Here is a 19,853-nt window from a genome sequence, read left to right on the forward strand (position 1 = left end):
ATCGTACTCACTCAATAGATTGATTGTTTGGAGCCTGTCCGGCCGTTGCCATGGCGTCGACCTGCTTGAGGACAAACCCCTTCTCGATGCCGGCCTTGAAGCCGAGCGATGCATAGAGCCGGTGGGCCGCCTCGCGCCCCTCCCCCGACAGCAGCATCACCTTGTAGCAATCCTGCTGCCAGGCGAGCGCAAGGGCATGGGTCAGCAACTGCCGGCTGATGCCCCGGCGCCGAAACGCAGAGGCCGTCACCACGTGCTCCACCATGCCAAACGGCCGGCCGCCGTTGGTCAGGGTCGCTACCACGCCGAGCTGGCAGGTGGCAGCCAGCTGGCCATCCACCTCCGCCACCAGCAGGTGAAGATGAGGCTGCGCCAGCAAGGCCGTCAGCGCCGTACGGGCAGCATCCGGTGAAAGCGCAGGGTCATGGGGGCGCAATTCTCGATAGAGCGCCAGCAGACCGGCCATATCCTGCAGAGTACAGGCCCTGATGTGCGTCATCCCTCTTCTCCTTGTGCTGCGGGCGGCGCGGTTTCACGCCTCGCGGGGGGCAAACATGATGATGGCCATACCGCACAGGGCCACCAGCGACCCCACCAGATCCCACAGGCTGGGGCGGATGCCGTCCACCAGCCAGAGCCAGAGGATGGCTACGAAGATGTAGACGCCGCCATAGGCGGCATAGACACGCCCGGCTGCGGTCGGGTGCAGTGATAGAAGCCAGGCAAACAGCATCAGGCTCAACCCCGCCGGCAGCAGCAGCCAGACGCTGCGCCCCTGGGTCAGCCAGAGATAGGGCAGATAACAGCCCAGGATCTCGGCCAGCGCCGTCACCAGAAACAGCCCCATGGTTTTCAACTCGCCCATCAGCTACCCCATTATTCAGCAACGTGTTCGACAACGTGTTCGGCAAAAAGAGCAATGGTAAGCCAAATGGCCGGGCCGGGTAAGCGGGATCAGGCAACAAACGCGAGGGGGAAGGATAACGGATGCAACACGCAGCCGGCCTTCCTCCGCCAGCACGGGGGAAGGCCGGGTCATCAGCGGGTCTTGACCGCCTGCAGCAGCACCGACATGTCGGGCCCGAACTGACGGGTGCGAATGGCCTCACGGATATCGCTTTCGCCATAACGGCTGGCCGGATAGAGCAGCACGCAGGCAGTGTCACCGGGCTTGAGGAAGTGGGTCTCGCCAAACGGGGTATAACGGGTAGCCCCGATGCTGATGAGGGCATGGGCCGGGCGCCCGGCCTGGGCCAGCAGCCCCTGGATGTGCTCGGCCGGCCCCTCGTCCTGCTGATGGTTGAACTTGTCGATGGCCCACGTCAGCAATTGGCCGTGGAAGTAGCTGTAATCCACTGCCGCGCTGTCCACCCCGTAGAGGTGCAGCTCGCCGTCCCGCTCCAGATAGCAGGCGATGCGGTAGTCATCGAGCTCGCAGCCGGCGGCGAAATGGGACAGGGGCAGCAACGCGGGGGCCAGCCCCTTGCTCTCTTCGCCCCAGTTCTTCTTCTCGCTGATCTTTTTGGCGTTGGGACGGCGGATGGAGCAGTCGTTGTAGGCACCAAAGGCGCGCGGATGGATGCCCACCACCTGCTCCCCCGCGTACTCCAGCTCGCACCAGAGCGCCACTTCCGGCTCTATCTGCACTTTCTCATCGCCGCTCACCGCCGCCTCCGGCAAGAAGATGGCGTCGCCGCTCAAGGGGAAGACACCAAGCTGGCCGGGGTGGCCCGGCACGTAGAAGGGGAACAGCGCCTTGGGGGCGCTGGTGTCGCGCACCACCACCGCCACGAAATCCGAGGCCTCGCCGGCCTGCTCCAGATGACCGGCGAAATTGCCCGCCACCCCGAGTCCGATAAACTTGCTCTCTGCTGTCACTTGCATCTTCTCACCTGCCTCTTGCCAAAGCGAAGGCAGCGGCCCGGCACGGGGCGGCTGCCACGAAAGTGGCAAGGATTAAAACACAGGGGTCTGCCCTCGCCCAGCCTGCACGCCCCATCCTGTGCGCCAGCGCGAACTTTTTCCGGCCGCTCGGCGAGCTTGTGAGCAACCGCCATGCCCGCACTGACTCGACCGTGTGCGGCGCCTGCCCTTGATCAGGGCGACAGGCCGCGCATTGATCAACTATGGGCCCCGGAAACAGATCGTTTCCACATCCTGCCGCCTTGCCCCTTGGGCCAGCCCGCCAACTTTGCTAGGCTGCCCGCCATGCCAATCCGCACACTCAAGGATGCCTGTCGATGTCAGCACAGCACTTTCAGGGCCGCTTCGAGGTCGAGTTCAAATACAGGCTCGGCGATGTCGAGGCCTTCACCATTGCCCTCGCCGCCCTCAATCCCGAGGTGATGCTGGAGCGCAACCAGGAGCAGGACACCTACTTCGACATGTCGGACCGCAGCCTGAGCGCAGCGGGCAAGAGCCTGCTGATCCGTACCATGCAGCCCTCCGGCATCCGGCTCTGGATCGTGAAGGGGCCCGAACCCGATCGCTGCGAGGCGGTCAACATCACCGACGCCGACAAGGCCATCAGCATGCTGCACACCCTGGGTTACCAGCCGATACTGACCCTTCGCAAAGTGCGCAGCATCTATTTCGTCGGCCCCTTCCACGTCACCCTGGATCACCTGGCAGGGCTCGGCGATTTTGCCGAGCTGGCCATCATGACCGATGACGAAACCCTGCTGCCAGATTATCGCCAACAACTGCTGTCCCTGGCCGCCCAGCTCGGGCTGGACCCCGACCGGCTGGAGACCCGCTCCTATCGCACCCTGTGCGAACAAGCCACCACACCATCACCAGAGAGACGTTCATGATCGACAAACTCGCCTGGCTGACCTTCAAGGATCAGCAACTGCTCTGTGCCCGCTCCCACGGCAAGCAGATCTACTACATTCCCGGCGGCAAGCGCGAAGCGGGAGAGAGCGACGAGGCGGCGCTGATGCGCGAAATCGAGGAGGAGCTGGCCGTGGCCCTCAAGCCCGATACCCTGGCGTTTGCCTGCGAGTTCAGTGCCCAGGCCGACAGCAAACCGCAGGGGGTCAACGTCAAGCTGCGCTGCTACACCGGCGAGGCTGACGGCACTCCCGTCGCCTCGGCGGAGATCGCCGAGCTGCGCTGGCTCGACAGCCGCCATATGGCCGAGATCTCTGCGGTTTCCCGGCTGCTGTTTGCCTGGCTGGTCGAACAGAAGCTCATCCGCTAAGGGGAACCCGCCTTGAGGGCGTGATCGGGCGCACCCGGCGAGTGACAACGACTTGAAATTGGCGGCAGAAACGGCGAGTCTAACCAGTCATCCTGCCGCCGGTCCCGTTGGCGGCAGGCGCCGCGGCAGACCGGGCCGGTGGCGTGAACTTTGTTGACAAGGACTCCTGATGGACATAGTTGAGGTTGATACCACCCAGGGCATCAAGCCTGCCCTCATCACTTTGCTGCAAGACAGCGTCGCCAGCGGCGCGTCGGTGGGTTTTCTGCCGCCGCTGACCGAAGAGCAGGGGCTCGTCTATTGGCAGGGCATAGAGACGGAGCTGGCCGCGGGCAGCCGCCGGCTCTGGGTCGCTTTCCTGCAACACCAGCTGGTCGGTGCCCTCCAGCTCTCGCTGTGCACCAAGGCCAATGGCCGTCACCGCGCCGAAGTGGAAAAACTGATGGTGCACAGTCTGCACCGTGGCAAGGGGGTCGGCCGTGCCCTGATGGCCAGCATGGAGCAAGGGGCCAAAGAAGCCGGCCGCAGCCTGTTGGTGCTCGACACCAGGGTGGGCGATGCCGCCTCCCGCCTCTATCGCCAGCTTGGCTACCAGGAGGCGGGCCAGATCCCCGCCTTTGCCCGCAGTGCCGACGGTACCCTGGCAGCCACCCTCTTTTTCTACAAGCAGCTCTGAGCCGCGCACCGCCTCCGCTTCGCACGCCTCTACCCTGCATGCCTCTACTCTGTATGCCACCGTGCGCCCTCCCCATGGAGGGCGCGTTGCGTTACCCTCCTGCCCGTAGAAAACAATCAAAATGGCATCAAGATTAATTCTGAATCTCCTATAGCCCCATTTGTATATGATTGTTCCTTCACCTCACGCCAGACGAGGCGTATGGTGTGGCAGAAAGACCCGTTTGCATACCAAGCGGATGCCGCTCACTGCCTTGAGGAATACTGCATGCCTATCCTGCCTCGTACCGTCACCTCCCCCAAGAAGTTCATCATCGGCCACGATCTGCTGCCCCAACTCCATGATCACGTAAAAGATTTCGGCGACAATGCCCTGCTCGTCAGCGACGAATTCATTCTGGAGAGGGTGCGGGAAGAGGCGCTCGCCGGCCTGCTGCAGGCAGGCCTGAAGGGAGCGGTCGAGAAGTTCAACTACGAATGCACCGACATCGAGATCCGCCGCCTGTGTGATCTGGCCGAACAACAGGGGGCCAATGTCATCGTCGGCATCGGCGGCGGCAAGACTCTGGATGTCGCCAAGGCGGTCGCCTTCTACCTGCGCCGCCCCGTGGTGCTGTTTCCCACCATCGCCTCCACCGATGCCCCCTGCACCGCCCTCGCGGTGATCTACAACCCGGCGGGCGAGTTCGAGCGCTATCTGTTCCTGCCCCAGAACCCGGATGTGGTGATCGCCGACACCGCCATCATAGCGGCGGCCCCCGCCCGCTTCTTCGCCGCCGGTGTGGGCGATGCGCTCGCCACCTACTTCGAGGCCCGTGCCTGTTACCGGGCGGACGGTATCAATCTGGTGGGCAAGCGCCCCTCCCGCACCGGTCTCGGGCTGGCCCGGCTCTGCTACGAGCTGCTGGGGGAGAACATCGAGCTGGCGATGGACGCGGTGCGCCACCATGTCACTACCCCGGCGCTGGAGCAGACCATCGAAGCCACCATCTATCTGAGCGGCGTGGGCGCCGAAGCGGGCGGCCTGGCGGCGGCCCATGCGGTCAACAACGGCATGTCGGTGGTGGCGGATCTGCACCGGGCCCAGCACGGCGAGAAGGTGGTGTTTGGCCTGCTCACCCAGCTGGTACTCGAGCGCGCGCCCCAGGCCGAGCTGGACGAGGTGATGCGCATCATCCAGCTGGCCGGCCTGCCCATGACCCTGCAGGAAATGGGGCTGAGCCGTTTCGTGGAGAGCGAGTGGCGCCAGGTGGCCAAACTTGCCTGCGATCCCCTCGACACCATGGGCAACATGCCGATGAGCGTCAGCGAGCAGGATGTCTACCACGCCATGATCGCGGCCAACGCCATGGCCGAGCGCTACCGGGCCCGCCACCCACGCGCCTGATCGGCACTCAAGCAAAGCCGTGATCACGCCGACAAGGCCGGCCCCAGCGGCCGGCCTTGTCATTCCCTGCCCGACCTGCTGCAATGGCCCCTTTATCCTTGGGACAAGGAGTCACCATGATATTGGAAGTCGCCCCTTTGCAGGTTATCCCCGGTCAGGCTGCCGCCTTCGAGCTGGCATTCTCCCTGGCCCAGCGCATCATCAGCACCATGCCTGGCTACGGTGGACACCAGCTCCAGCGCTCGCTGACCGATCCCCACCGCTATCTGCTGCTGGTCAACTGGCGGCGCCTCGAAGATCACACCCAGGGTTTTCGCGGCTCACCCCAGTACCAGCAGTGGAAGTCCCTGCTCCATCACTTCTACGATCCCTTCCCCACAGTCGAGCACTACCGGCAGGTCACGTTCGATGAGGCAGAGCAGCGGGAACAGGGCAACGGCCAGATCTGAACCGGATGCCCGGCGTCAGGACCAAGGTGACGGCTGAGGCGGCATTGCCTCGCTCGGTGTGCAAGCAGATAAGCGGCGCAGCGGGGAGCTGGTAACTGATAGATGAGGAAGAGTGATCAGGGGGCCAAGCTGGGCGCGGATCATCCGCGCCCAGGCCCTCCCCCTGATGGCCAGGTCAGGCCAACCGTTCGGCCCGCGCCTTGATCAGAGGGGCGACAAAGGCCTCCTGGGCCGCGATCAGCTGCAACTCATAGGCATCGGCCTGCCAGGTGTGCAGCAGTACCGTATCCACCGCCGCATTGGTGCGCTCGAACGCGCTGACGGCATCGTAACCCGCCTGCAGATTGGCCAGCATCAGCGCGCTGATGAGATCCCCCACGCCCACCGGCTGGCGGGCAAACTCGTAGAGCGGGCGGTCGATCAGATAATCTCCCTCGGGGGTGGCCAGCAGCATCTCGAAACGACCCGGCTCGCGAGCGGCGCGTCCAAGATGCTTGACCAGCACCATCTTCACCCCGCGCGCCAACAGCTGATGAGCGGCGGCCCGCGTCTGCGCCAAATCCGTCAGATGGACGTCGCACAGGGTCTCCAGCTCCAGCAGATTGGGGGCCATGATGTCGGCCGCCGGCAGCGCCTTCTCGGTCAAGAAACGGGTCACCCCAGGAGCGACGATGCACCCTTTCTCCGGGTGACCCATCACGGGATCGCAGAAATAGATGGCGGCAGGATTGGCGGCCTTGACCGCGGCCACTACCGCCAGGATCTCGTCTCCCTGCTCCGCCGAGCCCAGATAACCGCTCAGCACGGCGTCACAGTGGGCCAGCACCTCGATATTCGAGAGCCCTTCGCACAGGGCGCTGATATGTCCTGCGGGCATCGCCATTCCCTGCCAACCGGCCGTATATTGGGTGTGGTTGGAGAACTGCACCGTGTTGATGGGCCATACCTCCATACCAAGACGGCGCATGGGAAACACGGCAGCGCTGTTGCCGGCACAGCCGAACACCACGTGGGACTGGATAGAGAGAATGCGTTTCATCGACATCACCGCAGAGAAGAGTCAGGGGAAAGGCGCAATATATCGGATGAAGATATTGATCTTCCACCCTTGATCAGCACAAACCCTTATTTGGTCGGCAAAATCCTCGATGACGCGCTGCTTGCCACCACCATCACCGGCCCCTTCTTCGCTGGCATGCCGTAGTTTGCAACCGCGAACATGGCCGTAATGGCCTGATAAAGTGATACAAGGCTCTTGTTTGATGGCATATGAGATTAACAAGTGAGCTTTTTGTGCGCAGAACCATGTAATGACGAGTAAACCGGCAGATACCTGTGGCAGCCTTGGCCGTCAGCGAGCAAGGCAGTAAGGCAGTAAGGCAGTAAGGCAGTAAGGCAGTAAGGCAGTAAGGCAGTAAGGCAGTAAGGCAGTAAGGCAGTAAGGCAGTAAGGCAGTAAGGCAATTGTGGAAGGAGGCAACGGCGTCGGTGCAAGTGAATAGCTCACCGGCCGGCCAGAGGCCGGATCGGGCTGGTCAGCCCGATCCGGTTTATCAGGGGCGAGCGAAGTGGTAGACCCAACCCTCGTCCAAAGCCATCTCGGCGGGCGGCGCCACCAGAGCCGGCAACAGGGAGACGCTCCCCTTGGCGGCGTATTGCAGCGCCATCAGGGCGCAGATGGCGGCATCGTAGCGATCGGTCCCCGCCGTCACATCGGCCGGCAGATGCGCCAGCAGCTCGGCGCGCACCGCCGATGCCTTGCCCCCTACCTTGGCAAGGGCGGGATAGACCTCCAGCACGGCGCGATCGGTCTGCGGTTGCTGCTTGGGCACCAGCTGCAAGTCGGCCAGTCGGGGCAGCATAGCGAGCGCCAGGGTCGCGTTGTTGCCGAGCCGGTCGAAAGTGGCCGAGAGCGGCTTCTTGCCATATTGCCGGTGCAGCCAGCGCTCGCAGTCCCGATAAGCATAAGGGTTGTCTATCTCGCGCTGGGGCACGGCGCACTCGGTCGCCCTCCCCGCCAGCAGCTCGCCCAAGGCGCGAGGAAACGCCAACGGCGCGTCGATCCCGAGCGCCAACTGCGGGCAGGCCAGCACCTGCAGCAGATGGATCTCATCGTGCAATGCCGGGCGCAGCAAGGCATCCAGATCCGGCGCAACCCGTGAGCTCAGTCGAAACAGGGGCGATACCCCAAACCAGTGCAGCCGCTGTTCACGCGCCTGCCACCCCACCACGGCCACCGCCTGGGCACTGCCCTGCCAGCCTCTTACGTCCCAGCCGATGCCGATGGCATCCATGTGTTCCATTGTCATGCCAGTGTCACCTCTGCACGCTATCAATGCAGCACAGGGTAATGGCTGGAGACCCTAAAGCAAGGTTGGCAGCGCGGCTTAGAAGGATTTCTTGAAATTGATCAGTGGCAAGATGGGGAAAACCCCGTTCTCGGCGTAGTTGGCGAGGCCAATCTGCAGACCGTCCAGATGCTTGGTGGCGTTGATGAAGCCCAGCTGGAAGGTGGTGCGCTCGGCATAGTTGACGAAGCCGACGTTGGCCAGGGCATTGCCCTTGGCGATGTTGACGGCACCCCAGTTGAGGCCCTGCACATTGTTGGTCAGGTTGACGAAGCCAAGGTTGACGCCCTTGTCCTGACCCTCGTGCCAGTTGACCGCGTTGATCGCCACCCCGCCAAACTGGTGGCGTACCCGGCTGGCGCCGAGAAAGATGCCAAGCTGCAGACCGGTGAATTGATCCACGTCGGAAAGGGCGAAGACAGGCAGATCGATCCCCTTCACCTGACCGGTGCGACCATAGAGAACAGAGGCTCTGGCCCCCTCGACCTGATGGGATGCGGGCAGATTGACGCCGGGCAAAGAGAGCTGAACAGGGGTACTGGCGTGGGCAACGCCGCCACCAAAGGTCGCAGCCCCCAGGGCAAGCAGCAGGCGAGCAGGTTTCATCGATGCATTCCTCAAGACTCAGGGAGTGGCGTCAGCCTACCAGCCCCGCGGCCTGGGAACGAGACCAAACGGACGTGGCTGCGTCACCCCTCGTCTGAGTCGGGTCAATCAAACTGGACAGACCAGAATCAATGTTTAGCCCAAAATTAACATTTATATTATTTACATCAAGCCTCATTTGATAACACAATGCTTAAACGTACGTTTGAACAGAGCAAATGATACGTAACGACTTAAGGATGTAGTCGCACAGTTGTAACCCAACCCGGGCCATCGGCCCTTTTGCAATACCTTCTGCCAACCACGGAGACGCGCGATGAATATGGACGTAATCAAGACCTTTACCGAGCAGATGCAAGGCTTTGCCGCCCCCCTCACCCGTTACAACCAGCTGCTGGCCAGCAACATCGAGCAGCTGACCCGGCTGCAACTGGCGTCCGCCAACGCCTATGCCGAGCTGGGGCTGAACCAGCTGCAGGCCGCCGGCAAGGTGCAGGATGCCCAGAGCCTGGCGGCCCTCGGCACCGTCCAGCTGGAGACCGCCAGCCAGCTCTCCCGCCAGATGCTGGACGACATCCAGAAGCTCAATACCCTCGGCCAGCAGTTCAAGGACGACCTCGACGCCCTGGCTGCCGACGGCATCAAAAAGAGCACGGGCAAGGCCTGATATCCCCCTGGCTGCCCGCTGCGGGCAGCCACATCTCCCCATGCTCCGTCACGACAGGCTCGCCCTGCGCCGGGGATGGGTGAAGGAGAGAACATGAGCCAATCATCTTACGGCCCGCTGTTCGAGGCCCTGGCCCACTACAACGACAAGCTGCTGGATATGGCCAAGGCGCAGACCGAGCGCACGGCCCAAGCCCTGCTGCAGACCAATCTCGACGACCTCGGCCAGGTGCTGGAACAGGGTAGCCAGCAGCCCTGGCAACTGATCAATGCCCAGATGAACTGGTGGCAGGATCAGCTCAAGCTGATGCAGCACACCCTGCTCAAAAGCGCAGGCCAGCAGAGCGAACCGCTCATCGCCCCGGAGCGCAGCGATCGCCGCTTCAAGGCCGACGCCTGGAGCGAGCAGCCCATTTATGACTACCTCAAACAATCCTATCTGCTGACCGCCAAGCACCTGCTGGCTTCGGTGGATGCCCTCGAGGGGGTGCCCCAGAAGAGCCGGGAGCGGCTGCGTTTCTTTACCCGCCAGTACATCAACGCCATGGCGCCCAGCAACTTTCTGGCCACCAACCCGGAGCTGCTCAAGCTGACCCTGGAGTCTGACGGCCAGAATCTGGTGCGCGGGCTGGCGCTGCTGGCCGAAGATCTCGAGCGCAGCGCCGATCAACTCAACATCCGGCTGACCGACGAGTCCGCCTTTGAGCTGGGGCGGGATCTGGCGCTGACGCCGGGCCGGGTGGTGCAGCGCACCGAGCTGTATGAGCTCATTCAGTACAGCCCGACCACGGAAACGGTGGCCAGGACGCCGGTGCTGATCGTGCCGCCCTTCATCAACAAGTACTACATCCTGGACATGCGGCCCCAGAACTCCCTGGTGGCCTGGCTGGTCGCCCAGGGTCAGACGGTGTTCATGATCTCCTGGCGCAACCCGGGTCCGGCCCAGGCCGACATCGATCTCGACGACTACGTGGTGGATGGGGTCATCGCCGCGCTGGATGGTGTGGAGGCGGCCACCGGCGAGCGCGAAGTGCACGGCATCGGTTACTGCATCGGCGGTACCGCCCTCTCCCTGGCCATGGGCTGGCTGGCCGCCAGGCGCCAGAAGCAGCGGGTTCGCTCCGCCACCCTGTTCACCACCCTGCTCGACTTCTCCCAACCGGGGGAACTTGGCATCTTCATCCACGAGCCCATCATTGCGGCGCTGGAAGCCCAGAACGAGGCCAAGGGCATCATGGACGGGCGCCAGCTGGCGGTCTCCTTCAGCCTGCTGCGGGAGAACAGCCTCTACTGGAATTACTACATCGACAGCTACCTCAAGGGGCAGAGTCCGGTGGCGTTCGATCTGCTGCACTGGAACAGCGACAGCACCAACGTGGCAGGCAAGACCCACAGCAGCCTGCTGCGCCGGCTCTATCTGGAGAACCAGCTGGTGAAGGGAGAGCTCAAGATCCGCCACACCCGCATCGATCTCGGCAAGGTGAAGACCCCGGTGCTGCTGGTCTCGGCCATGGACGATCACATCGCCCTCTGGCAAGGGACCTGGCAGGGCATGAAGCTGTTCGGCGGCGAGCAGCACTTCATCCTGGCTGAATCGGGCCACATCGCCGGCATCGTCAATCCGCCGGACGCCAACAAGTACGGCTTCTGGCAGAACGACGCCGAGGCCACCAGCCCCGAGGCGTGGCTCGCCGGCGCAAGCCATACCCCAGGCTCCTGGTGGCCGAAGATGGCAGCCTTCATCCAGAGCCGGGAAGAGGATCCCGCCCCCCTTCCCGCTCGCATCCCGAGCGAAGGGCTGGAAGCGGCGCCCGGCAGCTACGTCAAGGTTCGACTCAACCCGGTCTTTGCACAGACCCCCGAGGAGGAGCCCGCATGAGCACACTCCCCTTCGAGGTGGGCCAAAAAGCCAGACTGACCAAGCGGTTCGGGGCGGCAGAGGTCGAGGTGTTTGCCGGGTTGTCGGAGGATTTCAATCCGCTGCACCTGGATCCCGCCTTCGCCGCCACCACGCCGTTCGAGCGCCCCATCGTGCACGGCATGCTGCTGGCCAGCCTCTTCTCGGGGCTGCTGGGCCAGCAGCTGCCGGGCAAGGGCACCGTCTACCTCGGTCAGATCCTCGCCTTCAAGCAGCCGGTGTTTGTGGGGGATGAGGTGACGGCAGAGGTGGAGATCATCGCCCTGCGCAGCGACAAGCCCATCATCACCCTGGCCACCCGCATCCTGACGGCCACCGGCGCCATCGCCGTCAACGGTGAAGCCGTGGTGAAGTTCGGCTGAAAAGGGTTTGCCCCATGATCTCAGTCAGCCCGGCCACAGCAGGGCTGACTGCTATGGTGTGTGCCCCAAAAATGGTCTTGCAAGCCACAATTGCCTGCCGACAGATGCCCTTGCCCTTTCCTTGACGGCCCGAACTGCCTAGAATAATCGCCCTGCTGTTTCAGCCATTCATCCACTAGAGGATTTCCCATGGAGACGTTTCTGCTCGAAGGCCACCCCTTCGTTGCCTTGTGCGACCTTATCAAACATCAGGGTTGGGCCGATTGTGGCGGTGCGGCCAAGGCTCTGGTCGCCGAAGGGCTGGTAGAGGTGGACGGTCAGGTCGAGACCCGCAAACGCTGCAAGATCGTGGCCGAGCAAGTAGTCAACTTCAATGGCATGAAAGTGGTCGTGAAAGAAGGCGTCAGCCCCGAGATCCTCTGATCCCGACGCTCTGCCACGCAAGTGCTACCGAGCAAGTGGTCAACTTCAACGACATGAAGGTCGTGGTGAAAGAAGGCATCAGCCCCGAGATCCTCTGATCTCGCTTGCATAAGGGCGCCGACGCGCCCTTTGGTATTCAGCTGGCCTTGATCGACAGGGTCAGCACGAAGCGTGCCATCGCCTCATCTCCGTTCAGTGACGGACAGGTGGCCACCACCTGGATGGGACGATTGATGCGCTGACCGCTGGCCAGCGACTCGTCGATCATGGCGTCGATCTCCTCCCCGGCCGCGCAGTCAAACTGCACATCCCCTTCGGGCCGTTTCAGAAACTCCCCCTGCACATCCTTGAAGGCGAAGTGCACCTTTTTGCGCCGCTGCCGCCCCTTCTCCATCACCAGCAGACCGCCAACCAGATCGGCACCGGTTGCCAGCGCGCCGAAGTACATGCTGCCCAGGTGGTTGCGGGTGCGCCAGCCAAGCGGAATGCGAATGCGCAGCGCCTTGGCGCTCATCTCTTCGATGACGGGGGCACAAAAACCGATGACGGGGATGTAGCGCCAGGCAAAGAGCCGTAGTGCCAGGTTGGCCTTCAAACGTTGCAAATCCATATGCGAACTGATCCGATGAGTTGATGTAAACAGCATGTTGCCAGCATGACTGGCGTTCGACAAGGACGCGGATCACGCTTGCCACCTTTTCACCACCCAAAAAAAGAGGGAACCGCACGGGTTCCCTCTGCTCATTCCTGTGGCGGTCGCTCAGGCCCGCTTCTCTTCCAGCCAGGCTCCCTGGCTCTGCATCTCGAACAACTGGGCATAATGGCCACCCAGCGCCATCAGCTCGCCATGGGTACCCCGCTCGTTCACCTGACCGCGGGAGAGCAGCAGGATCTCGTCCGCATCGACGATGGTCGAGAGGCGGTGGGCGATGGCGATGGTGGTACGGCCGCGCCGTGCCGCCGCCAGCGCCGAAGAGAGGGCCAGCTCGGTCTGGGAGTCCACGCTGGCGGTCGCCTCGTCCAGAATGAGGATACGCGGATCCCCCACCAGGGCGCGGGCAAAGGAGAGCAGCTGGCGCTGGCCGGCGGAGAGGTTCTTGCCCCCCTCCTCCATCAGGGTGTTCAAGCCCTCCGGCAGGCTCAGCACGAACTCGGCCAGCTGCACCTCGGTCAGCGCCTGCCAGAGGCGCGCCTCGTCGATGCCGTCGCGGCCAAGGCGCAGGTTTTCCGCCAACGTCCCAACAAAAATAAAGGGATCCTGCTGGACCAGCCCGATGCTGCGACGCACCGCCGAGAGCGACAGGCTCGCCATCGGATGATCATCGAAGCGGATGGTGCCCTGATCCAGCGGGTAGAAGCCCATCAGCAGGCTGATGATGGTGGACTTGCCACTGCCGGTGTGACCCACCAGCGCCAGCATCTGGCCCGGTTTGGCGGTAAAGCTCACGTCACGCAGCACCTGCTGCTCACCATCGTAGGAGAAACCCACCCGCTCGAAACTCACCTGCCCCTTGAGCGGGCGCATCTCGCCCTCGGTGCTCTCGCGCGCTTCATCGAGCAGGGCAAAGACCCGCTCCCCGGCCACCATGGCCTGCTGCAACTGGTTGAGCTGGTTGGTCATCTCGATAAGCGGCTCGATCATCCGCCCCAGATAGCTGATGAAGGCGTAGAGCACCCCCACCTGGATGGCGCCCTCCGCACTCAACCCCTCGCGGGCAAACAGCGCCAACAGGCCGATCAGCACCATCATGTAGAAGAGGTCGATGAGCGGACGCAGCAGGATGCCGTTGATCTTGAGGCTCTTGAGGCGCGCCGCCCAGTGCTGCTGGTTCACCTCGGCAAAGGCGTTGGCAAAATGGTGCTCCTGCACCATGGCCTGAATGACCGGCATCCCCTGCAGCGACTCGTTGAGGCGGCTGTTGATGTCGGAGAGCAGACTGCGGGTCGCTCGCACCACGGGCACGCTCAGTTTCTGGTAAAGCCACATCACTCCGCCCACCGCTGGCAACAGGCAGGCGCACACCAGCATCAGCCGCAGATCCAGCAGCGCCATAGAGATGAGAATGCCGCACAAGAGCACCACCTTCTGCACCAGCAGCCCAATCACCTGTACGTAGAGGTTCATGATCGCCTCGGTGTCGTTGGTGATGCGGGAAATCAGCGAGCCGGAGCGATGCTGGTCAAAGTAGCGGGCCGGCAACCGGATGGCGGTGGCAAACACCTGCTCGCGCAGCCGCTGCACCACCGCCTGGGCGATGCGGTTGAAGCGCAGGGACTGCAGGTAGAAACCGGCTGCAGACAATACCTGCAAGCCGAGATAGCCGGCGGCGATGGCCGCGATGGCGGGCCACACCAGCTGGCGTGGCGCCAGATAGTCGTCGATGAACAGCTTGATGAGCAAGGGACCGGCCACTTCGGCGCCGGTGGCCAGCAGCAGGCAGATCCCCGCCTGAATGAGCCAGCGCGGATAACGGGCGCAGTACCCGAGCAGTCGTTTGATGGTCGGGTTCACAGGCGCTCCTCCACGTCTTGCTCGAGACGCTGGTAACGCACCATGTCGGCATACCAGCCGTTGTAGGCCATCAGGGCGCCGTGGCGACCCCGCTCACTGACATGACCCTGATCCAGCACCAGGATCTCGTCGGCCTGCTCCACCGCCGTCATCCGGTGGCTGACCAGGATCAGGGTACGCTTGTGGGCCTTGAGAGCATGCAGGATCTGCTGCTCGGTGTGGGCATCCACCGCCGAGAGGGCATCGTCTAGCACCAGGATGGGCGCCTCCAGCAACAGGGCACGGGCGATGGCGAGCCGCTGTTTCTGGCCGCCGGAGAGGGTCACCCCCTTCTCCCCCACTTCGGTCTCATAGCCTTTGGGGAAACGGCTGATGTCGTCGTGCACGCAGGCGATGCGCGCCACCCGCTCAATCTCCTCCCGGCTGGCATCGGGGCGGCCGAGGGCGATGTTGGCGGCAATGGTGGTGGAGAAAAGAAACGGCTCCTGCGGCACATAGGCAAACTGGCCGCGCAGCTCACCCAGCGCCAATTGCGAGATGGGCACCTCCCCCATGCGGATCTCCCCCGCGGTGGGGTTGGCCAGTCGCATCAACAGCTTGAGCAAGGAACTCTTGCCCGCGCCAGTGCGCCCGACGATCCCCAGCATGCCGCCGGCTTGCAGGGTGAAATCCACATTGCGCAGCAGAGTGCGCTGCTCGAGCTGGTAGCTGAGCGCCGCGGCGCGCAGCGGAAAGGCCGAGGCCAGCGCCATCGGCTGGGCCGGCTCCTCGATGTCGCTACGCTCGCCGAGCAGGCTTTCGATCCGTGAATAGGCGGCGCTGCCACGCTCGATGATGTTGAACAACCAGGCGATGGCGAACATGGGCCAGATCAGCTGACCGAGGTACATGGTGAAGCTGGTGAGCTCCCCCAGGGTCAACTCGTCACGCAGCACCAGAGCGCTGCCGCCGGCCACCGCCAGAAAGTAGGAGCAGCCGATGCACAGGTAAATCACGGGATCGAACTTGGCATCGATGCGGGCCACCGCCATGTTGCAGGCACCCGCCTCCCGGGTCAGCTCGGCAAAACCGCGATCTTCGAGCGACTCTACCGCATAGGACTTGAGCACCCGCACGCCGGATAGCGCCTCCTGGGTCTTGTTGTTGAGCCGGGAGAAGGCACCCTGCGCCGCCTTGAACTCCTTGTAGATCTGGGTGCCGAAGCGGTTCATGAAGAACGCCATCACCGGCAACGGCAACAGGGAGAGCAGAGTCAGCTGCCAGGAGTACTGGCTGCACATGATGGAGAGCACCAGCACCCCGACGATGATGGAGTCCACCAGGGTCAACACCCCTTCCCCGGCGGTCATCTCCACCGCCTGGATGTCGTTGGTGGCATGGGCCATCAGATCGCCGGTTCGGTGGCGCTGATAAAAGTCCGGGCTCATGCGGGTGAAGTGGCTGAACAGCCGGTTGCGCAGCACATAGGCGAGCCGATAGGAGGCGCCAAACAGCATGACTCGCCACACATAGCGCAGCAGATAGATGAGCAGACCAAGACCAAACAGCCCGGCCAGATAGCCCGTCAAGGTTGCACTATCAAGGGACCCTTTGGCGATGCCATCCACCACCCAGCCCACCACCTTGGGCGGGATCACGGTCAACAGAGCCACCATCATCAACAGGGAGATGGCGATCAGGTAACGCCGCCACTGCTCCTTGAAGAACCAGCCCAGCCTTGCAAATACGCTCACGTAGATATCCTTTGTCGCGACCGGCCCATAGCCGGCGCCCATCACGGGGAAACTCAATGCAATCGCCCCCGGCTGGGGGCGATACGAGGGGGTCATGATAGCCTGAAGCAAGCGGCTTGAGAATTATTGCTATTTCACCTGTTACAACAAGCGATCATCACGCTGTCCGAAGCCTGCGTACGGTGTTTCATGCTGCTCCCCGGTGAGCAAGAAGTGGGACACCTCCTCCCGGGTCAGACTGAACACCTGTTGCAACTGCTCCAGATCCTGCTCGGTCAGCTCCTCCTGCTGGCGCAACCGCCACTCCAGCTCACCGGCCATGATCTGCAGACGGGAGGCGGAAATATTGGCGGAGACCCCCTTGAGGGTATGCAGCAACCGGCAGGCGATATCGGGCTGCTGACGACGCAGGGCGGAACGGATCTCCCACAGGTCATCCTTGTGCTCTGACATGAACAGCTTGAACAGGATCTGCAGTGCCTCCTTGTCCTGCTCCAGCCGCCTGAGAGCATCCTCCAGATCCAGCACTCCCATCAGGTCGGGCGGTTTCACCTCGAGCGGCACCCGCCGCTCGCCGCTGGCGCTCTTCACCCACTGCAGCAGGTTGTTGTAGAGATCGAGCTTGCTGACCGGCTTGGTGACATAGCCGTTCATGCCGACCCCGAGGCAACGTTCCCTGTCCCCCGGCATGGCGCTGGCGGTCAGGGCGATGATGGGGACATCGTGCTTGTCGACCATCTTGCGGATCTGGCGAGTGGCATCCAGCCCGTCCAGCACCGGCATCTGCAAGTCCATCAGGATCACGTCGAAGGGCTGCTCGGCCACCCGCTCGACCGCCTCCCGGCCGTTGCCCACCACAGTAACCAGGGCATCGACCCGGCGCAGGTATTCGATGATGAGCTGCTGGTTGACCCGGTTGTCCTCGGCCAGCAGTACCCGGATACCTTGCAGCAGCTCGCGAAAATGCTGCTGATCCCCCTGCGCCTCGGCCTGGCGGAACTGCTGATCGTGGGAGCTGCCGTTGAGCAGCTCGTCCACCTTGGCCAGCAGGGCATTTTCGGTCATCGGCTTGGGCAGGAAGTGGGTCAATCCCATGCTCTCCATCCGCCCATGCAGTCCCTCCTTGGCCCAGGCACTGGTCATCAGGATCGGCAGACGGCGCCACTGGCTGTGTTGATACATCTCGAGCGCCAGATCCAGCCCGTCTTCCTGCCCCATGCGCCAGTCCAGAATGGCCAGCCGGATATTCTGCCCCTCTTCCCGCAGCACCTGGCGGGCCCGGGAGAGGCTGTTGACCGCCATCACCCTGGCACCGGCCCGGCCCAGGATATCCTTGGCCAGGTCCAGCACCAGCTCGTTGTCATCCATCACCAGCACCAGCGGCTGATGCTCGAAGAAGACCCGCCGCCCGGAGACGCCGTAGACCGCCTTGGTCATGGGGATCTCGAACTGGAAGACCGAGCCCGTTCCCGGCTTGCTCTGTACCGTGATCCGGCCCCCCATCAGTTCGACCAGACGCTGGGAGATGTTGAGACCCAGGCCGGAGCCGCCGTATTTGCGGGTATTGCCTGCCTCCAGTTGGGTGAAAGGCTGGAACAGCTGGGCCTGTTTCTCCTCGGCGATGCCGATGCCGGTGTCACGCACGCTGAAACGCACCTGCATGGGATGCTGGTTAACCAGGGTGATGGCCACTTCCACCTCGCCCCGCTCGGTAAACTTGATGGCGTTGTTGACCAGATTGACCAGCACCTGGCCGAGGCGCAGCGGATCACCGCGCAGAAAATCCGGCACAGCTGGCGACTTGTTGATAATGACCTCGACCTGCTTGCGCTCGGCCAGGTCGGCAAACATGCCGGCCAGCGAGTCGATCTGCTCGCTCAGATCGAAGTCGATCTCCTCCAGGGTCAGCTTGCCGGACTCCACCTTGGTCAGATCCAGAATGTCGTTGATGAGCAGCAGCAGGGTATCCGACGAGGATTTGATCTTGCTGAGATAATCCCGCTGCTGCTGATCCAGCTCAGTCTGCAATGCCAGCGAGCTGAACCCGATGATGGCGTTCATGGGGGTGCGGATCTCGTGGCTCATGTTGGCCAGAAAATCGCTCTTGGCCTGGGCCAGCAAGCCGGTCTGGCGCGACAGCTCGCTCAGCTTCTGGTTGCGCCGCCACAGGGTCACCGCCACCAGTCCGAAACAGAGCATGGCCCCCCCCAATACCATCAGATAGAAGCGGCTCTTGAGGGAGGAGGCCTGCTCCATCTTGCTCTGCTTCCAGAGTGACAGCCCCTCCAGTTCGTGCATGTCGATGACCTGGTTGCGCAGCACGTGGTACTCCACCACCTGATGGCTGACATCCTCACTCAGTTGGGCCAGCCCCGCCACTTCGGGATTGGAAGGATAGGCCGTCTTGAGGCGTCGCTGCAGGGCCTGCAGCCGCAGTTGCTCGCCCTTGTCCCAGCTACGTTTGAGGTAGTGACTGAGCTGTGCCAGCTCGGTCAGGTCGATGGCAAGCGGAGAGTCTGCCGGCAAGGTGGCCAGCAAGCCGTTGAGCTGCTTTTGAAAAGGCTGCTCTATGTACTCGATCGCCATCTCCATGGAATAAAGCTTGGCCAAGTCGAGCAAATAGCTGTCGATGTCATGCAACAGGGATTGGGAGTGAGGATTGTCGGCAGAGTCGGGATCGTTGCGCACCTGGCGCACAAAACTGTCGAGGTTGCTCGACAACTGGTTGAGACGTTGCTGTACGTTGCCGTCATTGGCCTTCTCGCGGCCAAGCAGATAGACGGTGTCGGTATTGACCCGGTTGAGGATCAACTCTGCCGCAACGCTGAGTTCGGAGGCCTTCTGCTGCTGGCTGAGCAGCTGCCAGCAATAGCCGGAAAACCCCAGCAGCGATACGATGATCAGGCTAAGCACAACACGATTGACCCGTGTCACATTATTCATCCCGTCTCGATTCTCATGTCATGGCCACGTATCCACCGACATCATGTCGACACAGGATCACTGGCTGTGAAAGATAACTGGCGACTATGTTACCGTTACTCTGCCCTGTCAGTGCAATAAGATGTTGCAGGGCTTATGTATACAGGAATCAATTATGTCATTTATCACTACCTATTGTAGCCATTGCTTCACCAGGAACCGCCTGCCTGAAGAAAAAGTGGATTCAAACGCGAAATGCGGCCGCTGCAAGAGCGGGCTGTTCACCACCAGCCCGGTCAACGGCCAGGAGCAGCAGTTCGATACCCTGATCCAGTCTGACATCCCGGTCGTGGTCGACTTCTGGGCCAGCTGGTGCGGGCCATGCCTTCAATTTTCACCTGTTTTTCAACAAGTTGCCAGTGAACTTGAACCAAGACTCCGCTTCGTCAAGGTCGATACCGAGCAACAAGCCGCCATTGCGGCCCGTTACGCCATTCGCAGCATTCCCACCCTGATGGTCTTCAAGCAGGGCAAGATGGTGGCACAGCGCAGTGGCTCCCTTCCTCCCAGTCTGTTCAAGGAGTGGTTGCACAGCTTCATCTAGGCCACAAATGATACCAACATGTTTAATTTGTGTTTATTTAATGTTTT

20 protein-coding genes and 1 pseudogene are annotated in these 19,853 nt (G+C 62.4%); 11 read left to right on the forward strand and 10 right to left on the reverse strand.

Annotated elements, in window-relative coordinates; all coding sequences use genetic code 11:
• Nucleotides 1–7: 7 nt before the first annotated feature.
• From AACQ43_RS00095 to AACQ43_RS00105, 3 genes are all read right to left on the reverse strand, one after another.
• The gene (locus AACQ43_RS00095; protein WP_168965278.1) at nt 8–499 is read right to left on the reverse strand and encodes a GNAT family N-acetyltransferase; all 492 of its coding nucleotides are present in this window, start codon (nt 497–499) and stop codon (nt 8–10) included.
• Nucleotides 500–532: 33 nt separating this feature from the next.
• Nucleotides 533–865, reverse strand: coding sequence for a YnfA family protein (locus AACQ43_RS00100; RefSeq protein WP_011706244.1), 333 nt, complete (start codon nt 863–865; stop codon nt 533–535).
• Nucleotides 866–1,038: 173 nt separating this feature from the next.
• On the reverse strand, nt 1,039–1,884 hold the full coding sequence (locus AACQ43_RS00105; protein WP_168965280.1) for a DUF5718 family protein: 846 nt from the start codon (nt 1,882–1,884) through the stop codon (nt 1,039–1,041).
• 356 nt (nt 1,885–2,240) lie between these two features.
• On the opposite strand from AACQ43_RS00105, the gene cyaB reads away from it, so the two are divergent.
• The 5 genes from cyaB (at nt 2,241) to AACQ43_RS00130 (ending at nt 5,713) form a co-directional block, all read left to right on the forward strand.
• A complete protein-coding gene (cyaB, locus tag AACQ43_RS00110) occupies nt 2,241–2,813 on the forward strand; it encodes a class IV adenylate cyclase (RefSeq protein ID WP_168965282.1) in 573 nt (190 codons plus the stop codon).
• Complete coding sequence (locus AACQ43_RS00115; RefSeq protein ID WP_168965284.1) at nt 2,810–3,202, forward strand: NUDIX hydrolase; 393 nt, start codon at nt 2,810–2,812, stop codon at nt 3,200–3,202. The genes cyaB and AACQ43_RS00115 overlap by 4 nt, the downstream gene beginning before the upstream one ends.
• Before the next feature lie 169 nt (nt 3,203–3,371).
• A complete protein-coding gene (locus tag AACQ43_RS00120; RefSeq protein ID WP_041217453.1) occupies nt 3,372–3,878 on the forward strand; it encodes a GNAT family N-acetyltransferase in 507 nt (168 codons plus the stop codon).
• Between the two features lie 267 nt (nt 3,879–4,145).
• Nucleotides 4,146–5,264 carry a glycerol dehydrogenase gene (locus AACQ43_RS00125; protein ID WP_016350588.1) on the forward strand — a complete coding sequence of 373 codons (1,119 nt, stop codon included), beginning with the start codon at nt 4,146–4,148 and terminating at the stop codon, nt 5,262–5,264.
• 116 nt (nt 5,265–5,380) lie between these two features.
• Nucleotides 5,381–5,713 carry an antibiotic biosynthesis monooxygenase family protein gene (locus AACQ43_RS00130; RefSeq protein WP_168965286.1) on the forward strand — a complete coding sequence of 111 codons (333 nt, stop codon included), beginning with the start codon at nt 5,381–5,383 and terminating at the stop codon, nt 5,711–5,713.
• A 175-nt stretch (nt 5,714–5,888) separates the two neighbouring features.
• Here the strand turns inward: AACQ43_RS00130 and pdxY are convergent, their stop codons facing one another.
• The 3 genes from pdxY to AACQ43_RS00145 form a co-directional block, all read right to left on the reverse strand.
• The gene (pdxY, locus tag AACQ43_RS00135; protein ID WP_168965288.1) at nt 5,889–6,752 is read right to left on the reverse strand and encodes a pyridoxal kinase PdxY; all 864 of its coding nucleotides are present in this window, start codon (nt 6,750–6,752) and stop codon (nt 5,889–5,891) included.
• Between the two features lie 513 nt (nt 6,753–7,265).
• A complete protein-coding gene (locus AACQ43_RS00140) occupies nt 7,266–8,021 on the reverse strand; it encodes a DUF429 domain-containing protein (protein WP_168965290.1) in 756 nt (251 codons plus the stop codon).
• Nucleotides 8,022–8,099: 78 nt separating this feature from the next.
• Nucleotides 8,100–8,666, reverse strand: a complete 567-nt coding sequence (locus tag AACQ43_RS00145; protein WP_146061760.1) for a VC2662 family protein — start codon at nt 8,664–8,666, stop codon at nt 8,100–8,102.
• A 316-nt stretch (nt 8,667–8,982) separates the two neighbouring features.
• On the opposite strand from AACQ43_RS00145, the gene AACQ43_RS00150 reads away from it, so the two are divergent.
• The 5 genes and pseudogenes from AACQ43_RS00150 to AACQ43_RS00170 all read left to right on the forward strand — a co-directional run.
• Nucleotides 8,983–9,333, forward strand: coding sequence for a phasin family protein (locus AACQ43_RS00150; RefSeq protein ID WP_011706254.1), 351 nt, complete (start codon nt 8,983–8,985; stop codon nt 9,331–9,333).
• A gap of 93 nt (nt 9,334–9,426) precedes the next feature.
• The gene (locus tag AACQ43_RS00155; protein ID WP_076360854.1) at nt 9,427–11,211 is read left to right on the forward strand and encodes a class I poly(R)-hydroxyalkanoic acid synthase; all 1,785 of its coding nucleotides are present in this window, start codon (nt 9,427–9,429) and stop codon (nt 11,209–11,211) included.
• Nucleotides 11,208–11,612: a MaoC family dehydratase gene (locus AACQ43_RS00160; protein ID WP_168965292.1), complete on the forward strand. Its 405-nt coding sequence runs from the start codon at nt 11,208–11,210 to the stop codon at nt 11,610–11,612. The genes AACQ43_RS00155 and AACQ43_RS00160 overlap by 4 nt, the downstream gene beginning before the upstream one ends.
• Before the next feature lie 189 nt (nt 11,613–11,801).
• Entirely contained in the window at nt 11,802–12,035 is a 234-nt protein-coding gene (gene ybcJ, locus AACQ43_RS00165; protein WP_010674882.1) for a ribosome-associated protein YbcJ, read from the forward strand.
• Between the two features lie 29 nt (nt 12,036–12,064).
• Nucleotides 12,065–12,133: pseudogene (locus AACQ43_RS00170) on the forward strand (ribosome-associated protein); the annotation flags it as partial.
• A 38-nt stretch (nt 12,134–12,171) separates the two neighbouring features.
• Here the strand turns inward: AACQ43_RS00170 and AACQ43_RS00175 are convergent.
• The 4 genes from AACQ43_RS00175 to AACQ43_RS00190 all read right to left on the reverse strand — a co-directional run bounded on the left by AACQ43_RS00175 (nt 12,172) and on the right by AACQ43_RS00190 (nt 19,223).
• Nucleotides 12,172–12,645 carry a DUF4442 domain-containing protein gene (locus tag AACQ43_RS00175; RefSeq protein ID WP_005300417.1) on the reverse strand — a complete coding sequence of 158 codons (474 nt, stop codon included), beginning with the start codon at nt 12,643–12,645 and terminating at the stop codon, nt 12,172–12,174.
• Nucleotides 12,646–12,795: 150 nt separating this feature from the next.
• On the reverse strand, nt 12,796–14,547 hold the full coding sequence (locus AACQ43_RS00180) for an ABC transporter transmembrane domain-containing protein (protein WP_168965297.1): 1,752 nt from the start codon (nt 14,545–14,547) through the stop codon (nt 12,796–12,798).
• The gene (locus tag AACQ43_RS00185; RefSeq protein ID WP_168965300.1) at nt 14,544–16,280 is read right to left on the reverse strand and encodes an ABC transporter transmembrane domain-containing protein; all 1,737 of its coding nucleotides are present in this window, start codon (nt 16,278–16,280) and stop codon (nt 14,544–14,546) included. Before AACQ43_RS00185 ends, AACQ43_RS00180 begins: the two co-directional genes overlap by 4 nt.
• A 141-nt stretch (nt 16,281–16,421) precedes the next feature.
• Nucleotides 16,422–19,223 carry a response regulator gene (locus tag AACQ43_RS00190; RefSeq protein ID WP_168965302.1) on the reverse strand — a complete coding sequence of 934 codons (2,802 nt, stop codon included), beginning with the start codon at nt 19,221–19,223 and terminating at the stop codon, nt 16,422–16,424.
• A 154-nt stretch (nt 19,224–19,377) separates the two neighbouring features.
• Between AACQ43_RS00190 and trxC the strand changes: the two genes are divergently transcribed.
• A complete protein-coding gene (gene trxC, locus AACQ43_RS00195) occupies nt 19,378–19,806 on the forward strand; it encodes a thioredoxin TrxC (protein ID WP_076360860.1) in 429 nt (142 codons plus the stop codon).
• The last annotated feature ends 47 nt before the right edge of the window (nt 19,807–19,853 follow it).

The sequence above is a fragment of the Aeromonas sp. DNRA1 genome (assembly GCF_963888745.1).
GTDB classification, from domain to species: Bacteria; Pseudomonadota; Gammaproteobacteria; order Enterobacterales; family Aeromonadaceae; genus Aeromonas; species Aeromonas hydrophila.